21 protein-coding genes are annotated in these 22909 nt (G+C 43.1%); 7 read left to right on the forward strand and 14 right to left on the reverse strand.

The window, feature by feature from the left end; genetic code table 11:
- Positions 1 to 41: 41 nt before the first annotated feature.
- The 6 genes from ACFSKO_RS16585 to ACFSKO_RS16610 all read right to left on the reverse strand — a co-directional run bounded on the left by ACFSKO_RS16585 (position 42) and on the right by ACFSKO_RS16610 (position 5848).
- A complete protein-coding gene (locus ACFSKO_RS16585; RefSeq protein ID WP_380253687.1) occupies positions 42 to 443 on the reverse strand; it encodes a DUF59 domain-containing protein in 402 nt (133 codons plus the stop codon).
- Positions 443 to 1726 carry a cysteine desulfurase gene (locus tag ACFSKO_RS16590; RefSeq protein ID WP_380253689.1) on the reverse strand — a complete coding sequence of 428 codons (1284 nt, stop codon included), beginning with the start codon at positions 1724 to 1726 and terminating at the stop codon, positions 443 to 445. Before ACFSKO_RS16590 ends, ACFSKO_RS16585 begins: the two co-directional genes overlap by 1 nt.
- Positions 1727 to 1752: 26 nt before the next feature.
- The gene (gene sufD / locus ACFSKO_RS16595) at positions 1753 to 3075 is read right to left on the reverse strand and encodes a Fe-S cluster assembly protein SufD (protein WP_380253691.1); all 1323 of its coding nucleotides are present in this window, start codon (positions 3073 to 3075) and stop codon (positions 1753 to 1755) included.
- Positions 3075 to 3824 carry a Fe-S cluster assembly ATPase SufC gene (gene sufC, locus ACFSKO_RS16600; protein WP_380253693.1) on the reverse strand — a complete coding sequence of 250 codons (750 nt, stop codon included), beginning with the start codon at positions 3822 to 3824 and terminating at the stop codon, positions 3075 to 3077. The genes sufD and sufC overlap by 1 nt, the downstream gene beginning before the upstream one ends.
- A 68-nt stretch (positions 3825 to 3892) precedes the next feature.
- A complete protein-coding gene (gene sufB / locus ACFSKO_RS16605; protein ID WP_380253695.1) occupies positions 3893 to 5350 on the reverse strand; it encodes a Fe-S cluster assembly protein SufB in 1458 nt (485 codons plus the stop codon).
- 36 nt (positions 5351 to 5386) lie between these two features.
- Positions 5387 to 5848, reverse strand: coding sequence for an SUF system Fe-S cluster assembly regulator (locus ACFSKO_RS16610; RefSeq protein ID WP_380253697.1), 462 nt, complete (start codon positions 5846 to 5848; stop codon positions 5387 to 5389).
- Positions 5849 to 6235: 387 nt separating this feature from the next.
- Between ACFSKO_RS16610 and upp the strand changes: the two genes are divergently transcribed.
- Positions 6236 to 6868 (forward strand): uracil phosphoribosyltransferase, encoded by a 633-nt coding sequence (gene upp, locus ACFSKO_RS16615; protein WP_380253699.1) that lies wholly within the window; start codon positions 6236 to 6238, stop codon positions 6866 to 6868.
- A 79-nt stretch (positions 6869 to 6947) separates the two neighbouring features.
- Here the strand turns inward: upp and ACFSKO_RS16620 are convergent, their stop codons facing one another.
- From ACFSKO_RS16620 to ACFSKO_RS16630, 3 genes are all read right to left on the reverse strand, one after another.
- Positions 6948 to 7694 (reverse strand): substrate-binding periplasmic protein, encoded by a 747-nt coding sequence (locus tag ACFSKO_RS16620; RefSeq protein ID WP_380253701.1) that lies wholly within the window; start codon positions 7692 to 7694, stop codon positions 6948 to 6950.
- A 150-nt stretch (positions 7695 to 7844) separates the two neighbouring features.
- Positions 7845 to 9026 carry an MFS transporter gene (locus ACFSKO_RS16625; protein WP_380253703.1) on the reverse strand — a complete coding sequence of 394 codons (1182 nt, stop codon included), beginning with the start codon at positions 9024 to 9026 and terminating at the stop codon, positions 7845 to 7847.
- Between the two features lie 253 nt (positions 9027 to 9279).
- A complete protein-coding gene (locus ACFSKO_RS16630; RefSeq protein ID WP_380253705.1) occupies positions 9280 to 10782 on the reverse strand; it encodes a DEAD/DEAH box helicase in 1503 nt (500 codons plus the stop codon).
- 257 nt (positions 10783 to 11039) lie between these two features.
- Here ACFSKO_RS16630 and ACFSKO_RS16635 point away from each other — a divergent pair, with 257 nt between their 5' ends.
- Both ACFSKO_RS16635 and ACFSKO_RS16640 read left to right on the forward strand, forming a co-directional pair.
- Positions 11040 to 11591 carry a hydrolase gene (locus tag ACFSKO_RS16635; protein ID WP_380253707.1) on the forward strand — a complete coding sequence of 184 codons (552 nt, stop codon included), beginning with the start codon at positions 11040 to 11042 and terminating at the stop codon, positions 11589 to 11591.
- A 4-nt stretch (positions 11592 to 11595) separates the two neighbouring features.
- Positions 11596 to 12303 carry an alpha/beta fold hydrolase gene (locus ACFSKO_RS16640; protein WP_380253709.1) on the forward strand — a complete coding sequence of 236 codons (708 nt, stop codon included), beginning with the start codon at positions 11596 to 11598 and terminating at the stop codon, positions 12301 to 12303.
- Here ACFSKO_RS16640 and ACFSKO_RS16645 read toward each other — a convergent pair.
- The 3 genes from ACFSKO_RS16645 to parE form a co-directional block, all read right to left on the reverse strand.
- Complete coding sequence (locus tag ACFSKO_RS16645) at positions 12286 to 12921, reverse strand: class GN sortase (protein WP_380253711.1); 636 nt, start codon at positions 12919 to 12921, stop codon at positions 12286 to 12288. The two genes, ACFSKO_RS16640 and ACFSKO_RS16645, sit on opposite strands and share 18 nt — an antisense overlap.
- Positions 12921 to 15239 carry a marine proteobacterial sortase target protein gene (locus tag ACFSKO_RS16650; protein ID WP_380253713.1) on the reverse strand — a complete coding sequence of 773 codons (2319 nt, stop codon included), beginning with the start codon at positions 15237 to 15239 and terminating at the stop codon, positions 12921 to 12923. The genes ACFSKO_RS16645 and ACFSKO_RS16650 overlap by 1 nt, the downstream gene beginning before the upstream one ends.
- Positions 15240 to 15477: 238 nt before the next feature.
- Positions 15478 to 17469: a DNA topoisomerase IV subunit B gene (gene parE, locus ACFSKO_RS16655; RefSeq protein WP_380253715.1), complete on the reverse strand. Its 1992-nt coding sequence runs from the start codon at positions 17467 to 17469 to the stop codon at positions 15478 to 15480.
- 370 nt (positions 17470 to 17839) lie between these two features.
- On the opposite strand from parE, the gene ACFSKO_RS16660 reads away from it, so the two are divergent.
- The gene (locus tag ACFSKO_RS16660; RefSeq protein WP_380254442.1) at positions 17840 to 18169 is read left to right on the forward strand and encodes a hypothetical protein; all 330 of its coding nucleotides are present in this window, start codon (positions 17840 to 17842) and stop codon (positions 18167 to 18169) included.
- A gap of 407 nt (positions 18170 to 18576) precedes the next feature.
- Positions 18577 to 18741 carry a hypothetical protein gene (locus ACFSKO_RS16665; RefSeq protein WP_380253717.1) on the forward strand — a complete coding sequence of 55 codons (165 nt, stop codon included), beginning with the start codon at positions 18577 to 18579 and terminating at the stop codon, positions 18739 to 18741.
- Between the two features lie 180 nt (positions 18742 to 18921).
- Here the strand turns inward: ACFSKO_RS16665 and ACFSKO_RS16670 are convergent, their stop codons facing one another.
- Entirely contained in the window at positions 18922 to 19128 is a 207-nt protein-coding gene (locus tag ACFSKO_RS16670; protein ID WP_380253719.1) for a hypothetical protein, read from the reverse strand.
- A 499-nt stretch (positions 19129 to 19627) separates the two neighbouring features.
- Here ACFSKO_RS16670 and ACFSKO_RS16675 point away from each other — a divergent pair, with 499 nt between their 5' ends.
- Both ACFSKO_RS16675 and ACFSKO_RS16680 read left to right on the forward strand, forming a co-directional pair.
- Entirely contained in the window at positions 19628 to 20104 is a 477-nt protein-coding gene (locus ACFSKO_RS16675) for a FecR family protein (RefSeq protein ID WP_380253721.1), read from the forward strand.
- 77 nt (positions 20105 to 20181) lie between these two features.
- Positions 20182 to 20790, forward strand: a complete 609-nt coding sequence (locus tag ACFSKO_RS16680) for an OmpA family protein (RefSeq protein ID WP_380253723.1) — start codon at positions 20182 to 20184, stop codon at positions 20788 to 20790.
- A 16-nt stretch (positions 20791 to 20806) separates the two neighbouring features.
- Here the strand turns inward: ACFSKO_RS16680 and ACFSKO_RS16685 are convergent, their stop codons facing one another.
- Positions 20807 to 22831, reverse strand: a complete 2025-nt coding sequence (locus ACFSKO_RS16685; protein WP_380253725.1) for a CHASE2 domain-containing protein — start codon at positions 22829 to 22831, stop codon at positions 20807 to 20809.
- Positions 22832 to 22909 lie beyond the last annotated feature (78 nt).

The raw sequence follows: 22909 nt of genomic DNA on the forward strand, positions 1-22909 counted from the left end.
CTATATAACAAGTAGGGAGTTATCCCTACATATTAAAGGCCCTACATGAATAACCCCAGGGCGAGTTGAGCATCGTCGCTCATCATGTTTTTATTCCAAGGCGGTGACCAAGTGAGGATTACGGTGACTTCACCAACTCCTTCAACCGCAGCGACAGCCTCAGCAACCTGGATAGGGAGCTCTCCTGCCACAGGACAGTTTGGGGCCGTAAGTGTCATGTCGACTGTGACAGTTCCCTTTGGGTCTATTTTATGGCCGTAAATCAGGCCAAGGTCATAGATGTTTACGGGAATTTCCGGGTCATGAACTGATTGGAAAGCGTCAATAATGGCTTCTTTAGTTGCTAAGGGAGTGCCTTCGGCTATTGGTGAGCCTGCATGCGCTTTAAAGCCTTCTTCTGCACTTGGCAGAAAATCAGTAAAGCTTTTACCGTCATCAAACATTAGCTAAAGAGCTCCTGTACTTTTTCCAATGCATCCGCTAGGGCGTCGACTTCGGCACGGGTATTATATATGCCAAATGAAGCGCGAGCCGTAGCGGGAAGATTAAAGCGTTGCATAAGAGGTTGAGCGCAGTGGTGACCCGCTCTCACAGCTACGCCGCGACGATCAAGTATTGTGCCAATGTCATGAGCATGAGCCTCTTGCATTGTAAAAGAAAGGATGCTTGCTTTCTCTTTGGCTCGGCCAATGATTGTTAATCCTGATATGCGGCTCAAGCGTTCAGTCGCATAGGCAAGGATGCCGTTCTCGTGTGCGGCAATGTTTTCTCTACCGATGGCTTCGATATATTCAATAGCAGCGCCAAGGCCAATGGCTTCTACTATAGCTGGGGTTCCAGCTTCAAAGCGATGGGGAATTTCTTTGTAAGTTGTTTTTTCGAACGTCACGAGATCAATCATCTCACCACCACCTTGATAAGGTGGCATTGAATTCAACAGGTCAGCTTTCCCGTAAAGGATACCTATGCCGCTTGGTCCATAGACTTTATGTCCAGAGAAACAATAGAAATCGGCATCGAGATCTTGTACATCAATATGTGCGTGCGGAGCAGCTTGGCATCCATCTACAAGAACTTTAGCGCCGTAGTGATGAGCGACCCGGATGATATCTTTTATCGGAGTTACTGTTCCGACTGCATTTGAAATATGGGTGATCGCAACCAATTTGGTTTTGGCCGAAAACAATTTCTCATATTCGTCAAACAGGAAGTTCGCATCCCCGTCGATGGGAACAACTTTAATCACGATTCCGATTTGGTCGCGCAGGATTTGCCAAGGAACGATGTTAGAGTGGTGTTCCATGTGAGAGATGATGATTTCATCTCCGGCCTTTAAAAAGTGACGACCGTAGCTTTGAGCAACCAGGTTGATGGCCTCAGTTGCCCCTTTAGTAAGGATGCATTGATCTGGCGTCTCTGCATTAATATAGCGTGCTGCAGCCGTTCTTCCTGATTCAAAAGCTTCTGTACAAGTTTGGCTTAGACTGTGGACCCCGCGGTGAACATTGGAATAATAAGTTTCATAGGCTTCGTTCATCCGATCCAAAACCTGACGTGGTTTTTGAGCAGATGCAGCACTATCAAGATAGACCAATGGGCGACCATAAATCTCACGCTGAAGAATAGGGAAGTCTTTGCGTATAAGATCAACATCAAAAGCTTGTAGAGAGTTATCTCCAGCTTTGATGTTTCCTGATTCTGCTTTTATTGCGTTTCCTATGCTCATCACGGTGTCCTTATATGTCTGAGCGTTTAGTTCGGGTTCTGTTCAAGCCAGTCTGCAATTTTAACCAAGAACAAATCTTTTAAACTATCGTTCTGAACAGCTTCTACGGCATCAGCCAGGAAGGCATTTACCAAAAGTGCCTGAGCTTGATCCGTTGATAGACCGCGTGAACGTAGATAAAATAGTTGTTCTTTGTCAATTTGCCCGGACGTACAACCGTGACTGCAAATAACGTCATCCGCAAAAATTTCGAGCTCTGGCTTCACATCGACTTCTGCACGATCAGAAAGCAGCATTGCGCGGTGTGATTGATTGCCGACAGTTTTTTGAGCCAATTCGTGAACAATAATTTTACCCTGGAAAACTCCCCGAGCTTTGCCGCCAAGTATCCCCTTAATCACTTCATCACAAGTTGTGTGAGGCGATTTGTGATCAACCCGGGTTGTGATGTCGCAATGCTGATCACCGGTCCCCATATAAACCCCGTTTAGATGGCAAGATGAGTTTTCAGCAACAAGACTGACATTTGTCTCTGTCCGAGATAGACGTGCTCCTGTGTTGAGGAGGAAGCTATCGTAACTTGCTCCCTTACCCACAACAGCCTCTGTAGAGGAAACAAGAAAAGCCGCTTTGTTACTGGCTTGAACTCTATAATGGTGGAGGGTAGCGTTCTCACCAACAGAGACTTCAGTTGCTGAGTTAGAGAAATAAACGTTTTCGCTTCTATCAGTGACGTTTTCAACAATGGTCACCTTACTACCGAAACCAACAGAAATGACATTGCGGTTATGATAAGACTGTTCTGCTTTACCACCACCCAAATGTAAAATCTCGATTGGGTGATCAATAGAAACATTGTCTGCTATGTTTAAAATATACCCATCGCTCATTAAGGCGGTATTGAGAGCAACAAGTGGTTGCTCTTCTGCACGTTCGCGAGGAATTATTGAGGCTTCCAAGCCAGCTGCACCAGTAGAGATTACATTGGATAAGCTTTTAAGTGAGACACCTGTGGGAAGCTTGTCATCAGACAAGTCTGCACTGTAATGCCCATCAATGAATACCAAGCGATAGCAAGAACCTTCTTCCAGTAACCTTGGAAGTTCGTTACTGTTGGCAGAAATATTCTCTTTTAATGCAGGCGTTGAGAAAGTTTGCTTCTTTAATGGATTCAGGTTGGTGAACTTCCAAAGTTCAGTTTTACCTGAGGGAAGGCCAACTTCATCAAACAAAGCAATATTTTTTGCTCTTAAATCAGAAAGCCAAGCAATATCAGATCCAGGTAAATGGTCTTTGCTCTGGACGTATTGGGCAATGAATGCCTCTTTATCAGATGCAAGCGTAACCATTAGGCTGCCTCACCAGAATAATCAGCATAACCTTTTTCTTCGAGTTCTAGTGCGAGCTCTTTTCCACCTGTGCGTTGGATTTTTCCGTGAGCAAGAACATGAACTTTATCTGGGACGATATAGTTCAACAGGCGTTGATAGTGAGTAATAACCAGAATTGCGTTGTTTTCAGCGCGTAACTTATTAACGCCCTCAGCAACAATTTTTAGAGCGTCAATATCAAGGCCAGAATCAGTTTCATCCAAGACGGCAAGTTTAGGATTAAGAACCGCCATCTGGAGAATGTCATTACGCTTCTTTTCGCCACCAGAGAAGCCAACATTAACCGCACGTTTTAGCATATCGTCTTTGATGCCGAGCTCTTTGGTTTTGCTACGAATCAATTTTACGAATTCCATACCACCGAGCTCTTCTTCTCCACGGTATTTGCGTTGTGCGTTCAGGGCTTCTTTGAGGAAGGTGGTATTTGTTACGCCTGGAATTTCAACTGGATATTGAAAAGCAAGGAAGATGCCTTCACCAGCACGCTCTTCTGGCTCAAGATCAGCGATGTCTTTGCCGTCAAAAGAAATACTGCCCTCGGTGATGTCATAGTCATCACGACCAGCCAGTACATTTGCCAGGGTCGATTTACCAGAGCCATTGGGGCCCATGATAGCGTGTACTTCGCCTTTATTGATGCTGAGGTTGATGCCTTTAAGAATGGATTTGCCATCGACTTCGGCGTGAAGGTTTTTAATTTCTAACATCTTTAATTCTCTACTCTATTTTCTCATAATTTCAGTCATAACCCTCTAAAGGGCTTGGTGGCGCATCTTTATCCGACGCTGCCTTCTAAACTGATTTTGACCAATTGTTGGGCTTCAACAGCAAATTCCATTGGTAACTCTTGCAGGACTTCTCGACAGAACCCATTAACGACAAGACCAACGGCGTCTTCTTCCGAGATGCCGCGCTGGCGACAATAGAAGAGCTGATCGTCACTGATTTTGGACGTTGTAGCTTCATGCTCGAGGCGGGCTGAACGATTTTTACTCTCGATATAAGGAACGGTGTGGGCTCCACAAGTTTGACCAACGAGAAGAGAGTCACACTGTGTAAAATTCCTTGCACCTTCGGCTTTAGCGGCGACACGAACCAAGCCACGATATGTGTTCTGTGACTTTCCAGCTGAAATCCCTTTAGAGATAATACGTGAAGTTGTGTTTTTACCAAGATGGATCATCTTGGTACCTGTATCTGCTTGTTGGCGACCATTGGTGATGGCAACAGAATAGAACTCTCCTACAGAGTTATCGCCCTGTAGAATACAGCTCGGATATTTCCATGTAATAGCGGAGCCAGTTTCAACTTGTGTCCAGCTGATCTTTGAATTTTTACCCTTACAGATCCCACGTTTGGTCACAAAGTTAAAGATACCGCCTTTGCCATCTTCATCGCCGGGATACCAGTTTTGTACCGTAGAGTATTTAATCTCGGCATCATCCATCGTGACCAATTCTACAACAGCTGCGTGCAGTTGATTTTCATCACGTTGCGGCGCTGTACAACCTTCTAGGTAGCTGACGTATGAACCTTCATCAGCAACGATTAATGTCCGTTCAAACTGTCCCGTATTAAGCTCATTAATACGAAAGTAAGTCGACAATTCCATCGGGCAACGAACGCCTTTGGGGATGTAAACAAACGAGCCATCTGTAAATACAGCAGAATTCAAACAGGCGTGCTTGTTATCTCCTTGAGGGACAACAGAGCCCATGTATTTTTTTACAAGTTCAGGATAATCCTGAATGGCCTCTGATATAGGACAAAAAATAACGCCGACGTCCAAGAGTTGTTTTCTAAATGTTGTTGCGACGGATACGGAATCAAATACGTAATCAACAGCGACACCCGCAAGCATTTCCTGTTCTTTGATTGGAATGCCAAGCTTTTCGTAGGTGCGCAGGAGTTCTGGATCGACTTCATCCAGGCTTTGAGGCCCGTCTTCCATACTTTTTGGGGAGGAATAGTAATATGAGTCTTGATAATCTATTTCTGGAAGGTCCAGTTTTCCCCATTTGGGTTCTGGCATTGTCAGCCAAAGGCGATAAGCCTTAAGGCGCCATTCCAGCATCCATTCTGGTTCGTTCTTTTTCGCTGAGATGAAGCGTACGGTATCTTCGCTTAAGCCTTTCGGGGCTTTGTCGGTTTCGATATCGGTAACAAAACCATATTTATACTTGTCCATCTCAAGGTTTTGGACTTGTTCAACAGTTTCTTGGGTTGCAGCCATTTTTGTACTCTCCTATCGGACTTATTTTGTAAAACGTCAGTTGAGCTTGGCTGAGCTCACGTCCGATTTTGATTTTTCTAGAATAAAACTATTTTCGAAATCAATCATATCAGCAAGGGTCACAGTTTTTAAGGCATCTGCCACAACTTGATTAACCCTGTTCCAGTTGCCGCGCATGGGGCACATATTCTCGACAGAGCAATTATCAACTGCTCCTTCGACACAAGCGGTAAGGGCAATCGGACCTTCGATTGATTGAATGATATCTGCGACTGTAATTTCCTTTGCGTCTTGATGACTGAGATAGCCGCCTCCAGCACCGCGCAATGATGTAATTAGTCCTTGTCTGGAGAGCAGTCCTAAAATTTTAGCAACAGTTGGTAACGGCAACCCAGTTTCTTCTGCTAACTGTGGTGCAGTTACAATGCGTTCGTTTTGCATAGACATTTGCCCAAGCACAACGACGGCATAATCTGTTAGACGCGTAAGGCGGAACATAGCTTTTCTCCATACTGGACCATTTTAGTCCAGTTTTTTAAATAGCTCAAATAAACATAATTGCAACCTCTTTTTAATAGTTTATTTGGTCTGGACGGTGTATTCAAAATTAGGTGTAATATTCTATTATTGAAGAAAATATAATAATGACAAACCCTTAGTCAAAGCCATTTATGAACATCGCGACCTATTGTCACCTTTTAAATGCATCTTTATGAGAACTCAAATTTTTATATCTATCGCAATTAAGTTTTTTAAAATTTACTTTTTGATAAAAAACACTCGGTAAATCAGTTGGGCGGGGGTCGACAGATTGGGCTTAAGAAGGTAATAAAAGGGTAGTTTTATAGAAACATCGCAACTAAACCAAAGATAAAGGGTATCCGTATGACCGCTAATGTGACTGTCGTTGATCATCCGCTTGTTCAGGTCAAGCTTACCCAAATGCGTTCAAAAGAAACGGCATCACCCGATTTTCGTAGACTCTTAAAAGAAATATCACTGTTACTGGCTTATGAAGTTACCAGAGATTTGGTTTTGACCGAGCGAGAAGTTGAAACGCCTGTTGAGCGGGCGATGTGCCCTGTTCTTAGAGATCTAGAGCCATGCTTTATCTCTATTCTTCGGGCGGGAAATGGTATTCTGGACGGTATGATGGACCTCCTTCCCTCTGCACGTGTAGGGCATGTGGGATTATACCGGGATCCGGAAACCCTTGAAGCTGTCGAATACTATTACAAAGTTCCTACGGATATCAGTGATCGTGAGGTTATTGTTGTAGATCCCATGTTAGCGACGGGGCACACTGCTGTATTTGCAATTAATCGTTTGAAAAAAGACGGAGCAAAAAACATCAAATTCTTATGCTTGCTTGCTGCGCCAGAAGGTCTTGAGGAGTTTCGTAAAGGGCATCCGGATGTTCCGGTCTTTACCGCATCAATTGATCAAAAATTGAATGAACACGGTTATATTGTCCCGGGCCTTGGCGATGCTGGTGATCGGATTTACGGCACAAAGTAATTATTAAGATTTACCGTAAGTGTTATAAAAAGCCCTGATTTTTTTCGGGGCTTTTTTTGTGGATGTCTCAGATCAAGGTTTATTGATAGTTTTTCCAAATATTATCGTAGGTGCCGTTGTATCTTATTGTGCGTAAACCTTTATTAACCTCATCTACAATCTCATCCATATCAGCCGGGACATTTGAAAAACAGAAATAATAGGCCTTGCTGACCAGTTCTTTGTAATTTACTTCGGTACTTTTTCCACTGCGGGATAGATTGTGCAAGAAGATATCCCGATAGGTATAGATGGCGTCAACGCGCTTGTTCTCAAGCATGAGCAGTAGTTCGTCATCACCACTGGCTTTATGTGTTTTAACTCCCGCCTCTGCTAACTCTTTATGAATAGTGTAGCCTCGCACGGTTGCAAGTGAGAGGCCTTGGAGATCACTTACGGAATCAAATTTTTCTAGTTCTACGCCATCCGCTAGGAAGACTCCTTGGCTATGCTGACCAACAATATCAGAGTACTTAAAGGTGTTTTCTCTATCTGGATGGTAAGAGCAGCCGCAAAGCCCATCAGCCTTTCCTGTTTCGACCAGTTTTACAGCTCTTTTCCAAGGGTAAAAGGAGTATTCAACCTTCCTTCCTGAAAGGGCAAATATTTCGAGCATGATATCAATATCAATGCCTTTTTCACCAGTTTCTGTGTTCTCAATTTTAAAGGGAGGGAAGGGGCTACATGCCATTTTAACTGATCTTAACGTGGTATCGGCAAGACTAAGTTTAAATAAACCGAGGGAGATAACGATTGTACTAATATAGATGGTTTTCTTTATTTTCAATGCGCTAAATCCATTACTTACGTGTAAGATTGAACTTCGTATGAGTACATTAACATGCTATGGCTTTCAATAGAGTTAAGGTGCGCCTGTGGTTCTGTTTTTTAAAATATTTCTCAGTAGCGTGGTTAAATTAAATTTTGTAATACCATGTTATGGAAGTTCCTGATGGGTGTATTTTTCAGCGGGTGGGGCTTTGCTAGGTGGGACAAATCTTGACAGAGTAAGTATGATTAAGCCGCCTGTGGCAGCAAGAAGGGTCATGCCAAAGAAAGCATAGGATGGGTCAATATCGTATAGACGTCCTGATATTAATATTGCGATCCCCATCATAAGACCGTTGGCAATGCTGGAATATAGGCTCTGCGCTGAAGCCGTAACATCTTTTGGAGCATGTCTGGAGATGAAAGACATAGATCCCAAATGGGTCGCTCCAAAGGTAAGTGCGTGTAAAAGCTGGATGCCAATAATAACGACCATAGAGTCATCAAATCCGAGTGTGCCCCACCTTATTATACCGGCTATTGAGCCTATGAGAATGAGATGAAGTGATCGGGCGCTTTTAAATATTTTATTACTGAAGGCAAAAAGGATTACTTCTGCCATCACGCCAAAAGCCCAGATAAAACCGATCAAAGTTTTGCTGTAACCAAGTGAGATCATGTAAAGAGAACCAAATGCATAATAAGCAGCGTGGCTGCCAATAATCATGCCTGCCCCTAGGATGAAGAGTAAAAAAGAAGGCTTTTTTAAAAAGATACGTGGATTTCCAGAGGTCTGACTTTGTTCATTTGGAAGCAAGGGGAGAGAAAAACTAAATGCGGCTACGACCAGGAGCGCACAGATAATTAACCATAATGTCCAGTCGATACCCATAAGATCTAGAAGATATCCAGCTCCGAAACTTGTTGCTATAAAAGACAGAGATCCCCACAACCTGATTCGCCCATAACTGAGATCATATAACCGAACTGCTTTGAGGGTTTGGCTATCTCCCAATGGAATAAGGGATAGAAAACAACAAGATGCACCTGCTTGTAAGGCAAGGTAGGAATAGAACCCATCTGATATGTAAAAGCACAAAAAGAAAGAAGCAGATATTAGCGACGTAATCGATAATACAGTTCTGCTTCGGCCACTCTTTTCTGAAAAATAAGCGATGCTGGGTGAAATAAAGATCATCAGAAAGGGGGGAAGGGACAAGATCCAACCGATTTCTGATTTGGATAAGCCTTTAGTTTCCAGCCAAATTGGCCAGAATACGAGAATGATTCCCATAGTCATAAATACGAAGATGTAAAAGAGTGAGTAAGGAATGCCCAGTCGATTGATCAAATCTCTGTCTCTTTAAAATAGTACGTATAAGAAGCGAGCAGGCTTTGAGGGCCCGAAAATTATAACAAGTAAAGTGTAATCAGAAATGTAGAAAAAGATAACCTCGATTTGAGGTCGTTGATAACCTACCACTCTTTGGTTGTCTGGCAATAGATTGTTGTGCGGTATTATATTGGATAATTATCTTTAATAAAAAAAGGCGACTACAAGAGTCGCCTTTTTATCAATGGTTTATAGACCAGTATTTAAAGATCTACGCAACTTTAGCTTCACGCAAAATAAAGGCTGGTGTGTGGTCACCAAAAGAACTCGTAGGGTTGCTCGGTTCAGATGAGGGCTCTCTCTCGCCAATTACAGCAGAAGGTCTCGCCTTGCGACGCGGTTGCGGTGCTGATGACCGTGGAGCTTTTCTTTCTGTGCGCTTCTCATCTTGTATTGATACAGGAGAAGTTGATGGCTCAGGAGTATTTGCCTCTACAGTTGTTTCAGCAGGACTAGTTTCCGTTTTTTTGCGGCGTCCTCTGGGCTTCGCTTCCTTAGCTTCTGGCTTTACTGTACTGGTTGGTTTTGTTGGGCGTCTGCGGCGACGTCCTTTGAGGGATGCGGCTTCTTCATCTGACCAGCTTTCGAAGCCTTCAAGCGAGACGACAGGCACATTGGTATGAATGGTACTCAATACATTCTTAAGCGCTTTGTAGTCTTCTATTGTGGCAATAGTGAAGGCTTTCCCATCACGTCCAGCCCGTCCTGTGCGACCTATGCGGTGTACATAATCTTCAGGATTGATCGGAACATCAAAGTTGAAGACGTGTGAAACGGCTGGGATATCTAGTCCACGAGCGGCAACATCAGAGCAGCAAAGCAATTTGACTTTACCATCTTTGAACTCTTGAAGAGTTTCCGAGCGTGATGATTGAGCCATATCACCATGAAGCGCTGCTGCAGAGTAGCCATGTGCACTCAATGATTTGTTCAAAATATCGACATCTTTTTTACGATTGCAAAAAAGAATTGCAGATTGAATATCACCTTCACCAACCATGATTTGCCGTAAGGCTTCACGTTTTTCCTTTGCCCCGCCGTCGATCTTAATGATCGTCTGTTGGACATTTTCTGCGGTAGAGGCAGGCTTGGAAACCGAAATTGCTTTTGGATTACTCAAAAACTTATCAGAAAGCTTCTTAATCTCAGGCGCCATTGTCGCTGAGAAAAATAGCGTCTGGCGTAGAGGTGGTAACAGAGAGACAATTTTTTCAACATCGGGTATGAAGCCCATGTCAAGCATCCGGTCTGCTTCATCAATCACCAAAAGTTTGGTATCGATGAGCATAATCTTGCCGCGCTCGAAGAGGTCGAGCAGGCGGCCAGGCGTGGCGATGAGAACATCAACCCCGCGCTCAAGTAACTTTGTTTGCTCAGCAAAAGAAGTGCCTCCAATAAGGAGCGCCTTCGTTAGTTTGCTGTACTTGCCATAGCTTTCGAAATTTTCCGAAATCTGGTGAGCAAGCTCCCGTGTTGGTGTCAGGATCAAAGAGCGCGGCATTCTTGCGCGTGCCCGACCACTGGACAACATTTCGATCATAGGAAGCGTGAATGAAGCAGTTTTACCTGTTCCTGTCTGAGCTACGCCCATAACATCACGACCCATTAATACGTAGGGAATTGCTTGTTCCTGAATAGGCGTAGGTGTCGTATATCCGACTTCCTCGACAGCCTGCAGGAGTTTTGGATTTAATCCAAGATCAGAGAAGCTCATGTATTCCTTAGTGCGTTTGAGCGATAGTCAAAAAAAGCAGCAATACGCCGAATTCAGCGCGTGCCTTCCTGAAGTGACGTGCGCATAATACGGATTGCTTTGAAAAAGTCAATTTTTACTACGATTTCGAGTGAAAAAATGTATTACTTTGCTTTGTAGGTCAAAATATAGCTCAATAATTAGACTGCTTTTCTCTCTTTATTTGTAGCGTTAACATGCCTATGTCGCGATGATTATTTAAAAATAGGGCAATCAAAATGCTAATGGATGCTGAGAATTCAGTTGTTGTTGTTATTGATGTTCAAGAAAGATTGGCGCCTGCCATCAATGACTTGGATAAAATACTACAATCACATGATCTGGTTTTGAAGACAGCTACTGAATTATCCGTACCCGTCTTTGTGACGGAACAGTACCCAAAAGGTCTTGGACGTACGATTGAGCGTCTCAAAGGGTTTTATGATTCTAAAAACGTCTTTGAAAAACTTTCGTTTAGCTCTGTGGGTTGTGCCTCTTTTATGGAAGCTCTAGCCGCTTTGGGGCGGACGCAGATTATTGTGACAGGAACAGAGACACATGTCTGTGTCATGCAAACAGTGCTCCAGCTTTTGGACGAACGGTATGATGTATTTGTGGTTGCAGATGCTGTTGGGTCTCGAACCGAAGAAAATAAAAGGTTGGGTCTTGAGCGAATGATTAGATCCGGTGCTGAAGTTGTATCGAGTGAAATGGTGATGTTCGAAATGCTTAAAAAGGCTGGGACGCCTGAATTCAAGGCCCTCTCGAGTTTATTGAAAGAAGTTAAGTAGTTTTATGTCAGAAAAAGAACGCTTGGTTTTGTTGCCGGGTTTGTTGTGTAACGCGCGCCTTTGGGCGCCTCAAATTTCTTATTTTCAAGATCACTATATGTGTGAGGTCCCGGACCTTGCGCAAGAAGACAGTATCGAAAAGCTGGCGTTGTCGGTTTTGAAGAGTGTGAGAGGAAGGTTCAATTTAGTTGGTTTATCCATGGGGGGGTATGTCGCGCTGGAGTTAATGCGGATTGCTCCAGAAAGGGTGAAGCGGTTAGCATTAATTGATACCAAGGCCCGGGCAGATAGTCCTGAACAGAAGCGAAGAAGACGCGGTCTTCTCAGCCTTGCAGGGCGAGGTAAATTCAAAGGAGTAACTCCTCATTTGATGCCTTTGCTTATTCATCCAGACCGAATGGAAGATACGTCTCTGACGAGTGAGATTTACAAAATGGCCGAAGAGGTCGGGCAACAAGCTTTCGTTCGTCAGCAAACGGCGATATTGGACAGGGAAAGTCATTTGGATATTCTGAACAATATCACCTGTCCAACACAAATCATATGCGGTCGACAGGATCTTATTACGCCATTGGAGTGTTCAGAAGAAATGCATGCAGGACTTTCTGAGGCGGATTTGTTGGTAATTGAAGACTGCGGCCACCTTTCAAATGTAGAAGAACCTAATCTCGTGAACACGGCACTTGATGCTTGGTTAAAAAGACCTATGTAACTTTGCTTCTGTTATAGAGTTTTGTCCGAGGTACCGGCCCTCTACGATATATCGTAGAGGGCCGGGTGTGGTCGCGCCAAAGGGCCAACAGGTCACGAGGGCTATTCGTTTTCCTCCGGTGTGGATGTTAATGCCGGATTGATCCCAAGGGGCGATACGCATTTGATCAATTTGATATTTGTGGGTTTTGCCAAATCTATCAGTAATCACAATGATATCGTCTTTACGGGTTTGTTCTAGAAAAGCAAAATGGGTGTCTCTGTGAGCGGCGTAAATTGCGGTTCCTGTTTGTCCAGGTTGGGCGGTGTTGTGAAGATGCCCTGGTGCAAAAGCGAGTGCTTCTCCGCTACTGCCATCTAGTGCGATGACCCGCCCGTCGCTTTTACCGGGAATTTGAATAGTCGCTACTGGAAATGTGTCAGCCCATGGCCATGCTTTTGATTTTAAACCTGTTTCAACTGTTTCCTGCCATGCTTTTGCAAGTAAGATCTGAGCGACGGCAGCTTTGATATTTATGTAAGATCCCTGTCCTATTAGAATTATACCAGCAACAAGAAGGGGGATAAAAAGGAGGCGCTTGATTACGCCTCGCTTTATATGAAATAGAGAGAAAGACATTATGCCCTACTTTGCCTCTTAAACTCCCCTTTTCGAGTAAGAAAAAAGACGAAAAGAGACAAGAGAAGAAGAAAGAGGCCTGCAATTACTCTAAGCTCCGCCGTAGTTGCTGTTGAAGGAAGAGGGATAGATTTTGCGCTTCCTGAGTTCATTGCAGCTTTGGTGGGCTTCATCGAAATCAAGTCATAGGTTTGATCACGGGATGCATCTTGTAATGGAGACGATGTATCTGAGTAACCTTCACCAAATACTTTTTCAAAGTCCCAACCTTCTGGAAGGTTTAAGGAGATGTCTTTACTGGTAAGCTCTTGACCCAAAGGGCGCGTAGGAGTTGTATCGACAGCAATCAAGCTGGTGAGACGGCTGACGAGATGATAATCGATAGCCGTTTGTGTGATTGACTTGTCTAATGAGTTCCAGTCGTCGCTGAGAAAGTATTGTCCTTCATATTCGGCAACTTTTCTTCTTGCCCAGAGTTTGTCGATCCCTTGGCCATTTGTGGCTTTATCTAAGGGAAGTTTTATCGTCCACGGTTGATTGTTATATCTTCCGGAAAGCTCCAGTTCTCCGCTGAAAGCAGTAGATTTTGCTGAAATGACAATGGGTTCTCCGCTATATAAATCAGGAAGAGAAGAGGGGCTACTCTCCACATTGTTTGTGTGTGTCCATGTGGCTGTTAAATTGGTCATGACAGGGTTTTCAAGCTTGTTAAAAAGCTCTGTCATGCGTTCTTTTACCTGTTGTTCAGAGCCGATATGAGTAAAGGTACCTTGTCCAAATTCAGAGGCGCGGCTCATAAAGTGACTGTTGGGGGCGGAACCAATACCGACTGTGAAGATACGTGAGCGTCCGCGTTGTTTGACGATAGTATCAAACATTTCTTTCTCATTACCGATGGCTCCGTCAGTTAAAAATATTACCTGACGTAAAAGATCGTTATTTTCTGGAGTTGCATCATAAAGAGCGGCTTTTAATGCAGGTAACATTTCTGTACCTCCGTCCGCTTCTAGGGATGAGACGAACTTTTTGGCGACTTTGATGTTATCTTGGGTGGCATCGACAGCGGAAGAGAATAATACTTCATATGTATCGTCGAATCGCACAATATTGAAACGATCCTGATGTGATAGTTTGCTCAAGGCGAATATCAAACTATCTTTTGCTTGACGCATAGAGGGACCAGACATAGAGCCCGAATTATCGAGTACAAAGATAACTTCGCGTGGCGTTTTCTGGAACTCAACTCCCTGAATATCTTCCAGTTTTGGTGGGGTGACGAAAGCGAGAATAAAATCTCCTTTTGACGTGTTTTCTTTGAATAAAGCCACTCTGGGTTCGTAGTTGGCCTGCGCTCTCCATGTAATTTCGAAGTCACGATCTGCGGGGACAATGTCATCCGCCAGGGAAACCGTGACTTGATCTTTGGATTTGTAATCAGTGATCACATTATGAAATGGGCTTTTAATTTCTTCGATTGGGAAGCCCGAGGACAATTGCATGGTTAGAGACACGGGATTAGTTTTTGAATCTTCTGCAGGGTTAAAGACAGGAGGGGTGATTTTGTCTCTATCAGGAACTGGGTCATTTATAATGCCCCAACCGCTGTTACCTGATTTACTGTCTTCATTGAAAGTAACCGTTTCCACGATGGTTGGTTTTGGATTGTATCTTGGGGCAACGACCATAGGAAAGCGAAGAGAGAAAATCCCATCCGATTGCTTTACTGTTTCCTGGTATTCAATTTGAACAACGATAATTTCGCCAGGACCAATGTTCGCTACCGAGTTTGTAAACATGTTAGGCCGGAGTTGCTCAACGAGGCTCGCTTTTTTACCGGTACGTTTTGCTTCCTCATAGATTATCTTTGCTTCTTCTTTCGGCTTGACTGTGCCTTCGATAAAGCGATCTCCAATTTGCATCTTAAGAGTGTCTACTGCAGAATTTTCCGGTAGGGGAAAGACGTAGGTTCCCTCGACCCAACCTTGAGAAGGGTTTCTAAATCGCTGAGTGACTTTTGTTCTGGCGATAGGGCCACTAACATCTATCTCTACGTTTGTCGCTAACTGAGTGGCCTCGACCATTTTTCCGGCTTCTGTCGCGTTTAGAAGTAGTGACCCCCGTTTCATATCGTTGGGCGTTACCAAGAATGGATTGCCTGCTTGTGAAAAGGGTTGAGGCGTTGGAGTGATGACGCTGTTTGCATGTGCGGATGTCGAAGACAGCATGACTAAGGCAATGAGAGCTGATTTCCAAATACGGTTAATATGTTCAGGATAAAGGGGACGCTTCTCTATGTTTCTTTTGAGTGTTTTTATCATGCCATTGCCCTGCTAGTTGCCGCCTTATTACGTAGAAGTACACACTGTCTATCACTACGTATGGATGTCTTTTGTGCTCAAACGGAGGTGGTTTGTGACTAAAAAGCGGCAATTTGGGGATGTTTTGTGTTTTGCTTGTTGATTTGGCGGACATGAAAAAGCACCGATGAGGATGTCTCATCAGTGCTTTTGGCGATCCTCAGAAGGATATTTTTTCTGTAAATTTAGGACTGCTAAGTTATATATCTATATCTGATACGAACTGTGCGTTTTCCTGTATAAAGTTGAAACGCAATTCTGGTTTTTTTCCCATCAGGCAATTTACGCGGTCTGCGGCATCTCGCTGGCTTTCTGCAGGGTCCAGGTCGTCATTATTATGAATGTTGACACGAAGTAAGGTTCGTTTTGCCGGATCCATTGTAGTTTCTTTTAACTGACGTGGGGGCATTTCCCCGAGGCCTTTAAATCGACTGACTTCGATTTTTGCGCGTCCGGTGAGCTCTTTCTTCTCCAGCTCAATCCTGTGATCGTCATCCATGGCGTATACTGTCTTACTGCCCTGAGTGAGGCGGTAAAGCGGTGGTTGAGCAAGATATAGATGACCGCTTTCGATTAGCCCCGGCATTTCCTGATAAAAGAATGTCATAAGAAGCGAAGCGATATGTGCGCCATCGACATCCGCATCCGTCATAATAATAATGCGTTCATACCGAAGTTTTTCTTTATCGAACTGGCCTTTTGTACCACATCCAAGCGCAAGAGAGATGTCGGCAATTTCTTGATTTGCTTTTATTTTGTCAGGAGTAGCAGAGGCAACATTTAAGATCTTGCCCCGAAGCGGGAGTATAGCCTGGGTTTTTCTGTCACGGGCTTGTTTGGCAGAACCACCAGCAGAATCTCCCTCTACCAGAAAGATTTCTGTGTCCAAGGATTTCCCGCTGCTGCAATCGGAAAGCTTACCGGGAAGCCTGACTTTGCGCGTGGCAGTTTTACGGCTGGTTTCACGATCGAGACGTCGGCGTAATCGGTCATCAGAGCGCTCAATAATACGTTCAAGCAGCAGGCGTGAACTCTCAGGGTTGCTCGAAAGCCACAGATCAAAGTGATCTTTGATTGTCGCTTCGGTAAGTTTGGCAGCAAGAGGTGTGGCAAGTCGATCTTTTGTTTGTCCTTGGAATTGTGGATCTCTGATAAATGCTGACAGGACTGCGATGCTACCGTTTAAAAGGTCATCACCAGTGATTTGGGCAGCTTTTTTTACACCTGTAAGCTCGCCATACGCTTTTAGACCACGTAACAGTCCGCTGCGCATTCCACTTTCATGGCTGCCGCCGTCGGGTGTTGGTATTGTGTTGCAATAGGAGTTCACAAAGCCTTGTTCATCTCGAGGCCAGCAAATAGCCCATTCCAAACGACCTTGTTGGTCAGAAAAGTCGGCTTCGCCAGCAAAAGATTCTGCGGTTAGCGCGGGACGCTCTCCCAATTGTGAGGAGATAAAGTCTTTTAAGCCATTCGGAAAATGAATGGTTTCGGTCTCTGGAATTTTTGTGCCTTCTAAAAGGGAAGGTTCACATGTCCAGCGAATTTGCACACCCTTAAAAAGGTAGGCTTTTGATCGTGTCATTTTATAGAGAAGGGCGGGACGGAAACTACTGCCTTCTTCGAATATTTCTGGGTCGGGGTGAAACGATATGGTGGTCCCCCGACGATTATTCGTTTTGCCGATTTGTTCCAGTTTGGTTTGCGGATGCCCTTTACTGTATTCTTGTTTATAGAGCAGTCGATCTCTGGCAACTTCAACGTACATGATATCAGAGAGGGCATTTACGACCGATACGCCAACGCCATGTAGTCCACCAGATGTGGCATAGGCATTCTGGGTAAATTTTGCACCAGAGTGCAAGGTCGTTAAAATTACTTCGAGTGCTGATTTATCGGTATATTTTGGGTGGGCATCGACAGGAATGCCGCGTCCGTTATCGCGAATGGTTACGTGGTTGTCCAAGCCTAGTTCGATATCTATTCTTGTCGCGTGTCCAGCAACTGCTTCATCCATTGCATTGTCGAGAACCTCGGCGACCAAATGGTGCATTGCGCGTTCGTCATTGCCGCCAATATACATACCCGGGCGGTGTCTGACAGGTTCGAGACCTTCCAAGACTTGAATATCCTTAGCGGAATAATCTTCGGAGGTTTCAGCTGCGATGGAAGTTTGAAAAAGATCTGACATGATCGCATTATGAGTTGCAGCTGAGCGGAAGGCAAGATCCTCATGAGAGGAAAATCACGGTTTGTTCCATATTTATGCAATTTAAGATCGTAATTGTTGAGGAGGTCTTTGTTTCCGATTTTAGAAGTTGAAAATCTCTTTAATAAATTTCCGATTCAAGTTGAATAAACCATACTTATATAAGGGAAGAATAAGCTTCACCAATTTGTGAGTGATTGGATGGATCATTCCCTGATATACAGGTGGTATCCTTGTTTAAATCGCAACTATTTGTTTTGTGCTTTCTCTGGAGTTGTAATTTAGTATGAAGTGCCATAAAAATTTTGTTTTAAATATCCCTGTCTTCCTAATCATATTTTTTTCGATGGGGATGCTTCTTGTGAACACCTCTTTAGCGGGTGAAGCTGATGTCCTTGCCGTGGAAACCCATAAGGATGGTCGGGGAGGCTGGCGTTTCAATGTTACAGTGCGACACGATGACACAGGTTGGGACCACTATGCGAACAAGTGGGATATTGTCACTGAGACGGGGGAAGTCATAGCCACCAGAGTTTTGCACCACCCCCATGAAAATGAGCAACCCTTTACGAGGTCTTTGTCTTCTGTGAAAATTCCAGCAGGCGTGAAAGTTGTTATCGTACGTGCGCATGATAGTGTCGATGGCTATAGCGGCCAAACACAGACAGTGTCGTTTGATTGAATTCACACAAAAAGGGTATCAGAAAATACGTTGACATGTTAGAATTTCCAAGATGACTGTTGATTTTTTTTCTCAACTACACTATTTAGTATGTGTGCAATGCACAAAGCGCCTTGGGTGTGTCTCTGTTCCGTTCCTAGCTACCATTGTCTCTGCGTAGCAAACTGTCGGAATCGCCACGATCTCATAGGCACAAATTTATGATTTGTTGTTTCGAGAGCAAATTTTAAGTTCTCATCTGACTTAACATATGACTTCCCTAAAAGGGGTGTGTCGGATTGTGATGGCTCTAGACGAGCCTTGGAGACGATTTCTTCTATGTAATCTATAGAAGAAGTTAGAAAATTATCTATTACCTAGGACTACGGTTCGTAAGGTGTAAGATGCCGGATCCTACGGAGGGATGAATGAGCGATCAGTCCAATACTAAGCCGGTTTCTGACCGGATCTATGAAAAGAAAAAACGTAACTGTCTAAAGTGCCGGGAAAAATTCGTTAGCGAATGGCCTGGTGAACGTATTTGTAAGACATGCAAATCTTCTACCGCTTGGCGCGAAGGTATTGCTGCTTAAGTTTTAGTACGAACTATAGACACACAACAAAAGCGCGGATCTATGTGACCGCGCTTTTGTTGTGTTTGAAGCATGGTATTTTATATAAATGCTTTATTATTTGAGCTGGTCCATGGCTTTTGAGAGCACTCATTTTTCCAGATTCCATATGTATAATAAACTGTTAAATGATTTGTAATATTAAACAAGAATATCCACACGACTTCCTCTGCCATCTGTGGCCGGAGGCAGAGTTTTTTGGTTAGAATTATTTCCACTGGATATTTGTTTGATTGGTTGGGCTTCTAAGATGGTATCTGCCGCAGCTTTTAAACCTGCGCCCCTGTTCGGAGGTGGTTCTGGCGTAACAACCGCTCCCGTCCGCGAGTAGAGTGGGGGGATATACATTAAAGCCCTGCGATTCTTTTAAAGAAAGTATTTATTATTTTATCTAAAATACCATTTAATTGTGTGATTGTCTTTGATGAAGTTCAATGTTTTTTAACGTTATAGTTGTTTATTTTTGTGGAAGAGTTGTGTGGGGGGTATTTTTTAGCGTCTCTTAATAATTTTTATGTCAATTTTATACATACAAAACAGTTTTTAGATTATTTGATTTGTAGTTGAAGTATCAAAATGCGGAATATAAGTGTAATTAAATTGATTAGTTTTTTAGAATTTTTTTTAAATATGATCTATAGGTTATGTTTTATTAATATATTCTCTTTATGAGGAATGTAAGAAAGATCTCGTTTCTTCAAATTTATTATTTCATTTTTCAATTTTAACTTAATTAGTATAGGTATTGTAAAAACGTACTGTGTTATTGTGGCTTAACAGTTTTTCATTTAAACACAGTATTAATATGAGTATCGTTTTGATCTTTAAACACAAAGGTTGTGAAACTATGTTTTTGTTCCGCAAAATAATGTCGATTTTTGCCTTTTTGATGATGTTTTCATTTCCTTTATTTGCTGGCTCTACAGCCTTTGCTGATGATAGGCCAATTATTGCTTATGTTAAGGTTTTGAATGGTGCCTGTATTGCGATCAATGGTTCTGTAGAGCGTCCTCTTAAGCTTGGTGATCCTCTCTTTAAGGATGATATTTTGAAAACCCAAGAGCAGTCTTCTATGGGAGTATCATTTAGAGATAACACGCTGATTTCTTTGGGAAGTAATTCCTTGATGAAGTTAGAAAACTTTGCATTTGATCCAGATAATAATAAATTGGCTTTTGCGGTGGAGATCTTTCAGGGGACACTTTTGTATATTTCAGGGTTAATCTCAAAATTAAGTAAAAATCCAGACGAAGACCTGAAGATTACGACCCCTGCTGGTACTGTTACAGTTCGTGGGACCCGCCTTTTTATCAATGCCGAATAAAAAATTGGGAAATCGTCCAAAAATTTACGGAAGAGATCCAAAGGTTATTTTGGACATAATCTGAGAGTGCTTTAACAATGAATAATAAAACGATACTGAGACTTTTGGCTCCCTTAACGTTACTTGCATTGGCTGCTTGTTCTACGCCTCGGGGAAATTATGTTATTCTCCTCGCAGAAGAAGGTGGAGAAGCAGGTGAAATTAGCGTTACAAATGAGCATGGAACTCAAATTACTTCTGCAGTTAATTCGGTTGTAGAAACTTCTGATAATAAAGCCCCTAAAAAACCTCGGGAATTGTCTGAGGATATCGTGGCTAAGTTGGTTGCTGAAACCGAAGAGGCGCAACCGCCTAAGCCACTTTCATTCTTTTTCTTCTTTGGTTTCGATAGCGATGTCCTCACAGAAGATTCTCGCGTGATTTTCGATGCTGTATTAGCTGAAATTAAAACTCGAAAAACCGTTGATATCAGCTTGATTGGCCACACAGATTCTACGGGATCAGTTGAATATAATCGAGCATTAGGATTACGTCGTGCAGGACAGTTACGTGATTTACTTCTTCAAAACGATGTGGTTGCTTCTGCGATAGATATTAAATCTCTCGGGGAAGAAGATCCTTTGTCTGATGGGGATGTGCTTAAAGAAAAAGCCTTGAACCGACGTGTAGTCATGGTTTTACGTTGAAGCATAGTTTTCTCAATCAACTAGGGGGGAGAGTGAAGTGAAACACTGCGCCCCCTTTTTTGTTTTCCTCGACCCATAATGATCCGCCCAATGCTTCTAATATGGACCGGCAAATCGCTAAGCCGAGCCCCATGCCCTGTTCTTTGCTTGTGTAAAACGGTTTAAACAAGGTTTCTTTTTCTTGATCGCTTAAGCCAGGGCCAGAATCACTAATGGATACTTGAATCATACCATCGGAGTTACAAGTTGTCTTAATCTCTATTTCACCCTCTAGGCTCTTGCCTGTATCGGAGTGGGTAATTGCTTGAACGGCATTTCTGATCAAGTTTAAAAGAACCTGGTGGAGTTGAATCTCATTTGCCAGAGCTAGCGGTAAGTCGCCATCGCAAGCCAGAATGATTTGGACTGTTTCCACGTCGCCGACATCTTTTATCAGCTCTACCTCTTCTTTTATGATGCGGTTAACATCAAGGGCTTTTACAGAGGTTTTACCTGTTTCGGCACCCTCTCTAATACTTTTTAATATATCGCTACCACGGTCTGCTTGGGTAAGAATTTTTCCGAGGACAGATTTTAGCATATCTTTATCTGTGTCATCTTTTTCAAGAATTCTTCGAGCAGCATTTGTGTAATTGAATATCGCGGCCATAGGTTGGTTCATTTCGTGCGCGATTGAAGAGGATAGCTTTTGAACGGAACTCTTGCCTATGGTGTGCATAAGTTCGTTTTGCAGTTTGCGAATGCGAGTTTCTTTCTCTCTCTCTCTAAGGAAAGCTTCCTTGGCATCCGAACGTCGCTGCTTTTGTTCATGGAAAAAACCTGCAGATGCTGCAATCAGGTAAAGTGATAAGGTGAGGATGAGAGCTAGAGTGGGGTCAATAAGAAGCTTTTGGTATGAAAAGCCGCCCCAAGAGACCAGAATGATTGACCAACATAGGATAGCAAATGCAACTGTTAACTCCAACGCGGCATAACTGTTTGCCACCCATATCAAAACAATACCTATTATAAGAAAAAATATGAGTTCAATACTGGTAGATAGATGTGTGTGTGATAGTAGGGTGTTTGTTAGCATACTGTCTAACGCTTGGGCGTGGAGCGACAGACTGGAAAGGTTTTGGCCTGTGGGAGAAGGAGTGTAATCGGCTATACCAACGGCCGTTACTCCCACGAGAACAATTTTGTTGGTAAAAAAGCTTTTTGAAACATTTCCTGATAATACAGACTCTGCAGAAACAGTTTGCGTGTTTGGTTTGTTTGAAAAATAGATCCAGGCACTGCCACTTTGGTCTGTATTGAATGTCAGGCCACCCGCATTGATTTGTTTGATTTTTGAGTTGTTTGAAATGATTTCTGTGGGGGTGTTATTTAAACTGATTCTTAAAATTTCCGTTTCAAACGCCGGGACTAGAGTGCCGTTGATATTGTATACAAAAGGAATTCTTCTAATAAGACCATCAGGGTCTTGGGCGATATTTGATATGCCCTGTGCTTTTGCAGCTTGCTCCAATCTAGGGATGTTTCTTAGAACTTGAGAGTATTCGGGTATTGCGTTTCGAACATCTTTGCCAATCATAAGGATGCTATCAGATGTTGAATCCGGAATCTTTCTTTGGGTCCCATATCCCACGGCCATACCAAGAACTACGGGGTTGTTATCAATGCTCTCGGCCAGTTGGGTATCGTTGGATGGGAGTGCTGCTAATGCATCTTTTATCCCCTTGGGCAGGTTTTTATTTTGGGCGGCAATAAGGTCCGGTGATGTTCTGTCAGGCTCTGGAAAAATAATATCAATGCCAAGTGACCTTGGGTTTTGAGATAAAATTGTGTCAGTTAATTTAGAGAGTGAACTCCTCGGCCAAGGCCATTGTCCAATTTTACTTAAGCTGTTTTCATCAATTTCAACTAAAACAATTTGATCTGATTCTTTTTCTCGAGGAGAAATCTCCTGCATGCTGTCAAAGGTGCTGTACCTCAAAACTTTAACAGGCCAAGGATCGCTAAGGCGTAGGAATATTAAGGAAAATACAATGGCTGCCATTAAGGAGCTAATTGTGAAAAATCTATGCAACAGAGAGTATAGTTTTTTTAAAAATATCATTTAAAGTGAAAATACCTT

This window comes from Kiloniella antarctica, from assembly GCF_042682825.1.
GTDB classification, from domain to species: Bacteria; Pseudomonadota; Alphaproteobacteria; order Kiloniellales; family Kiloniellaceae; genus Kiloniella; species Kiloniella antarctica.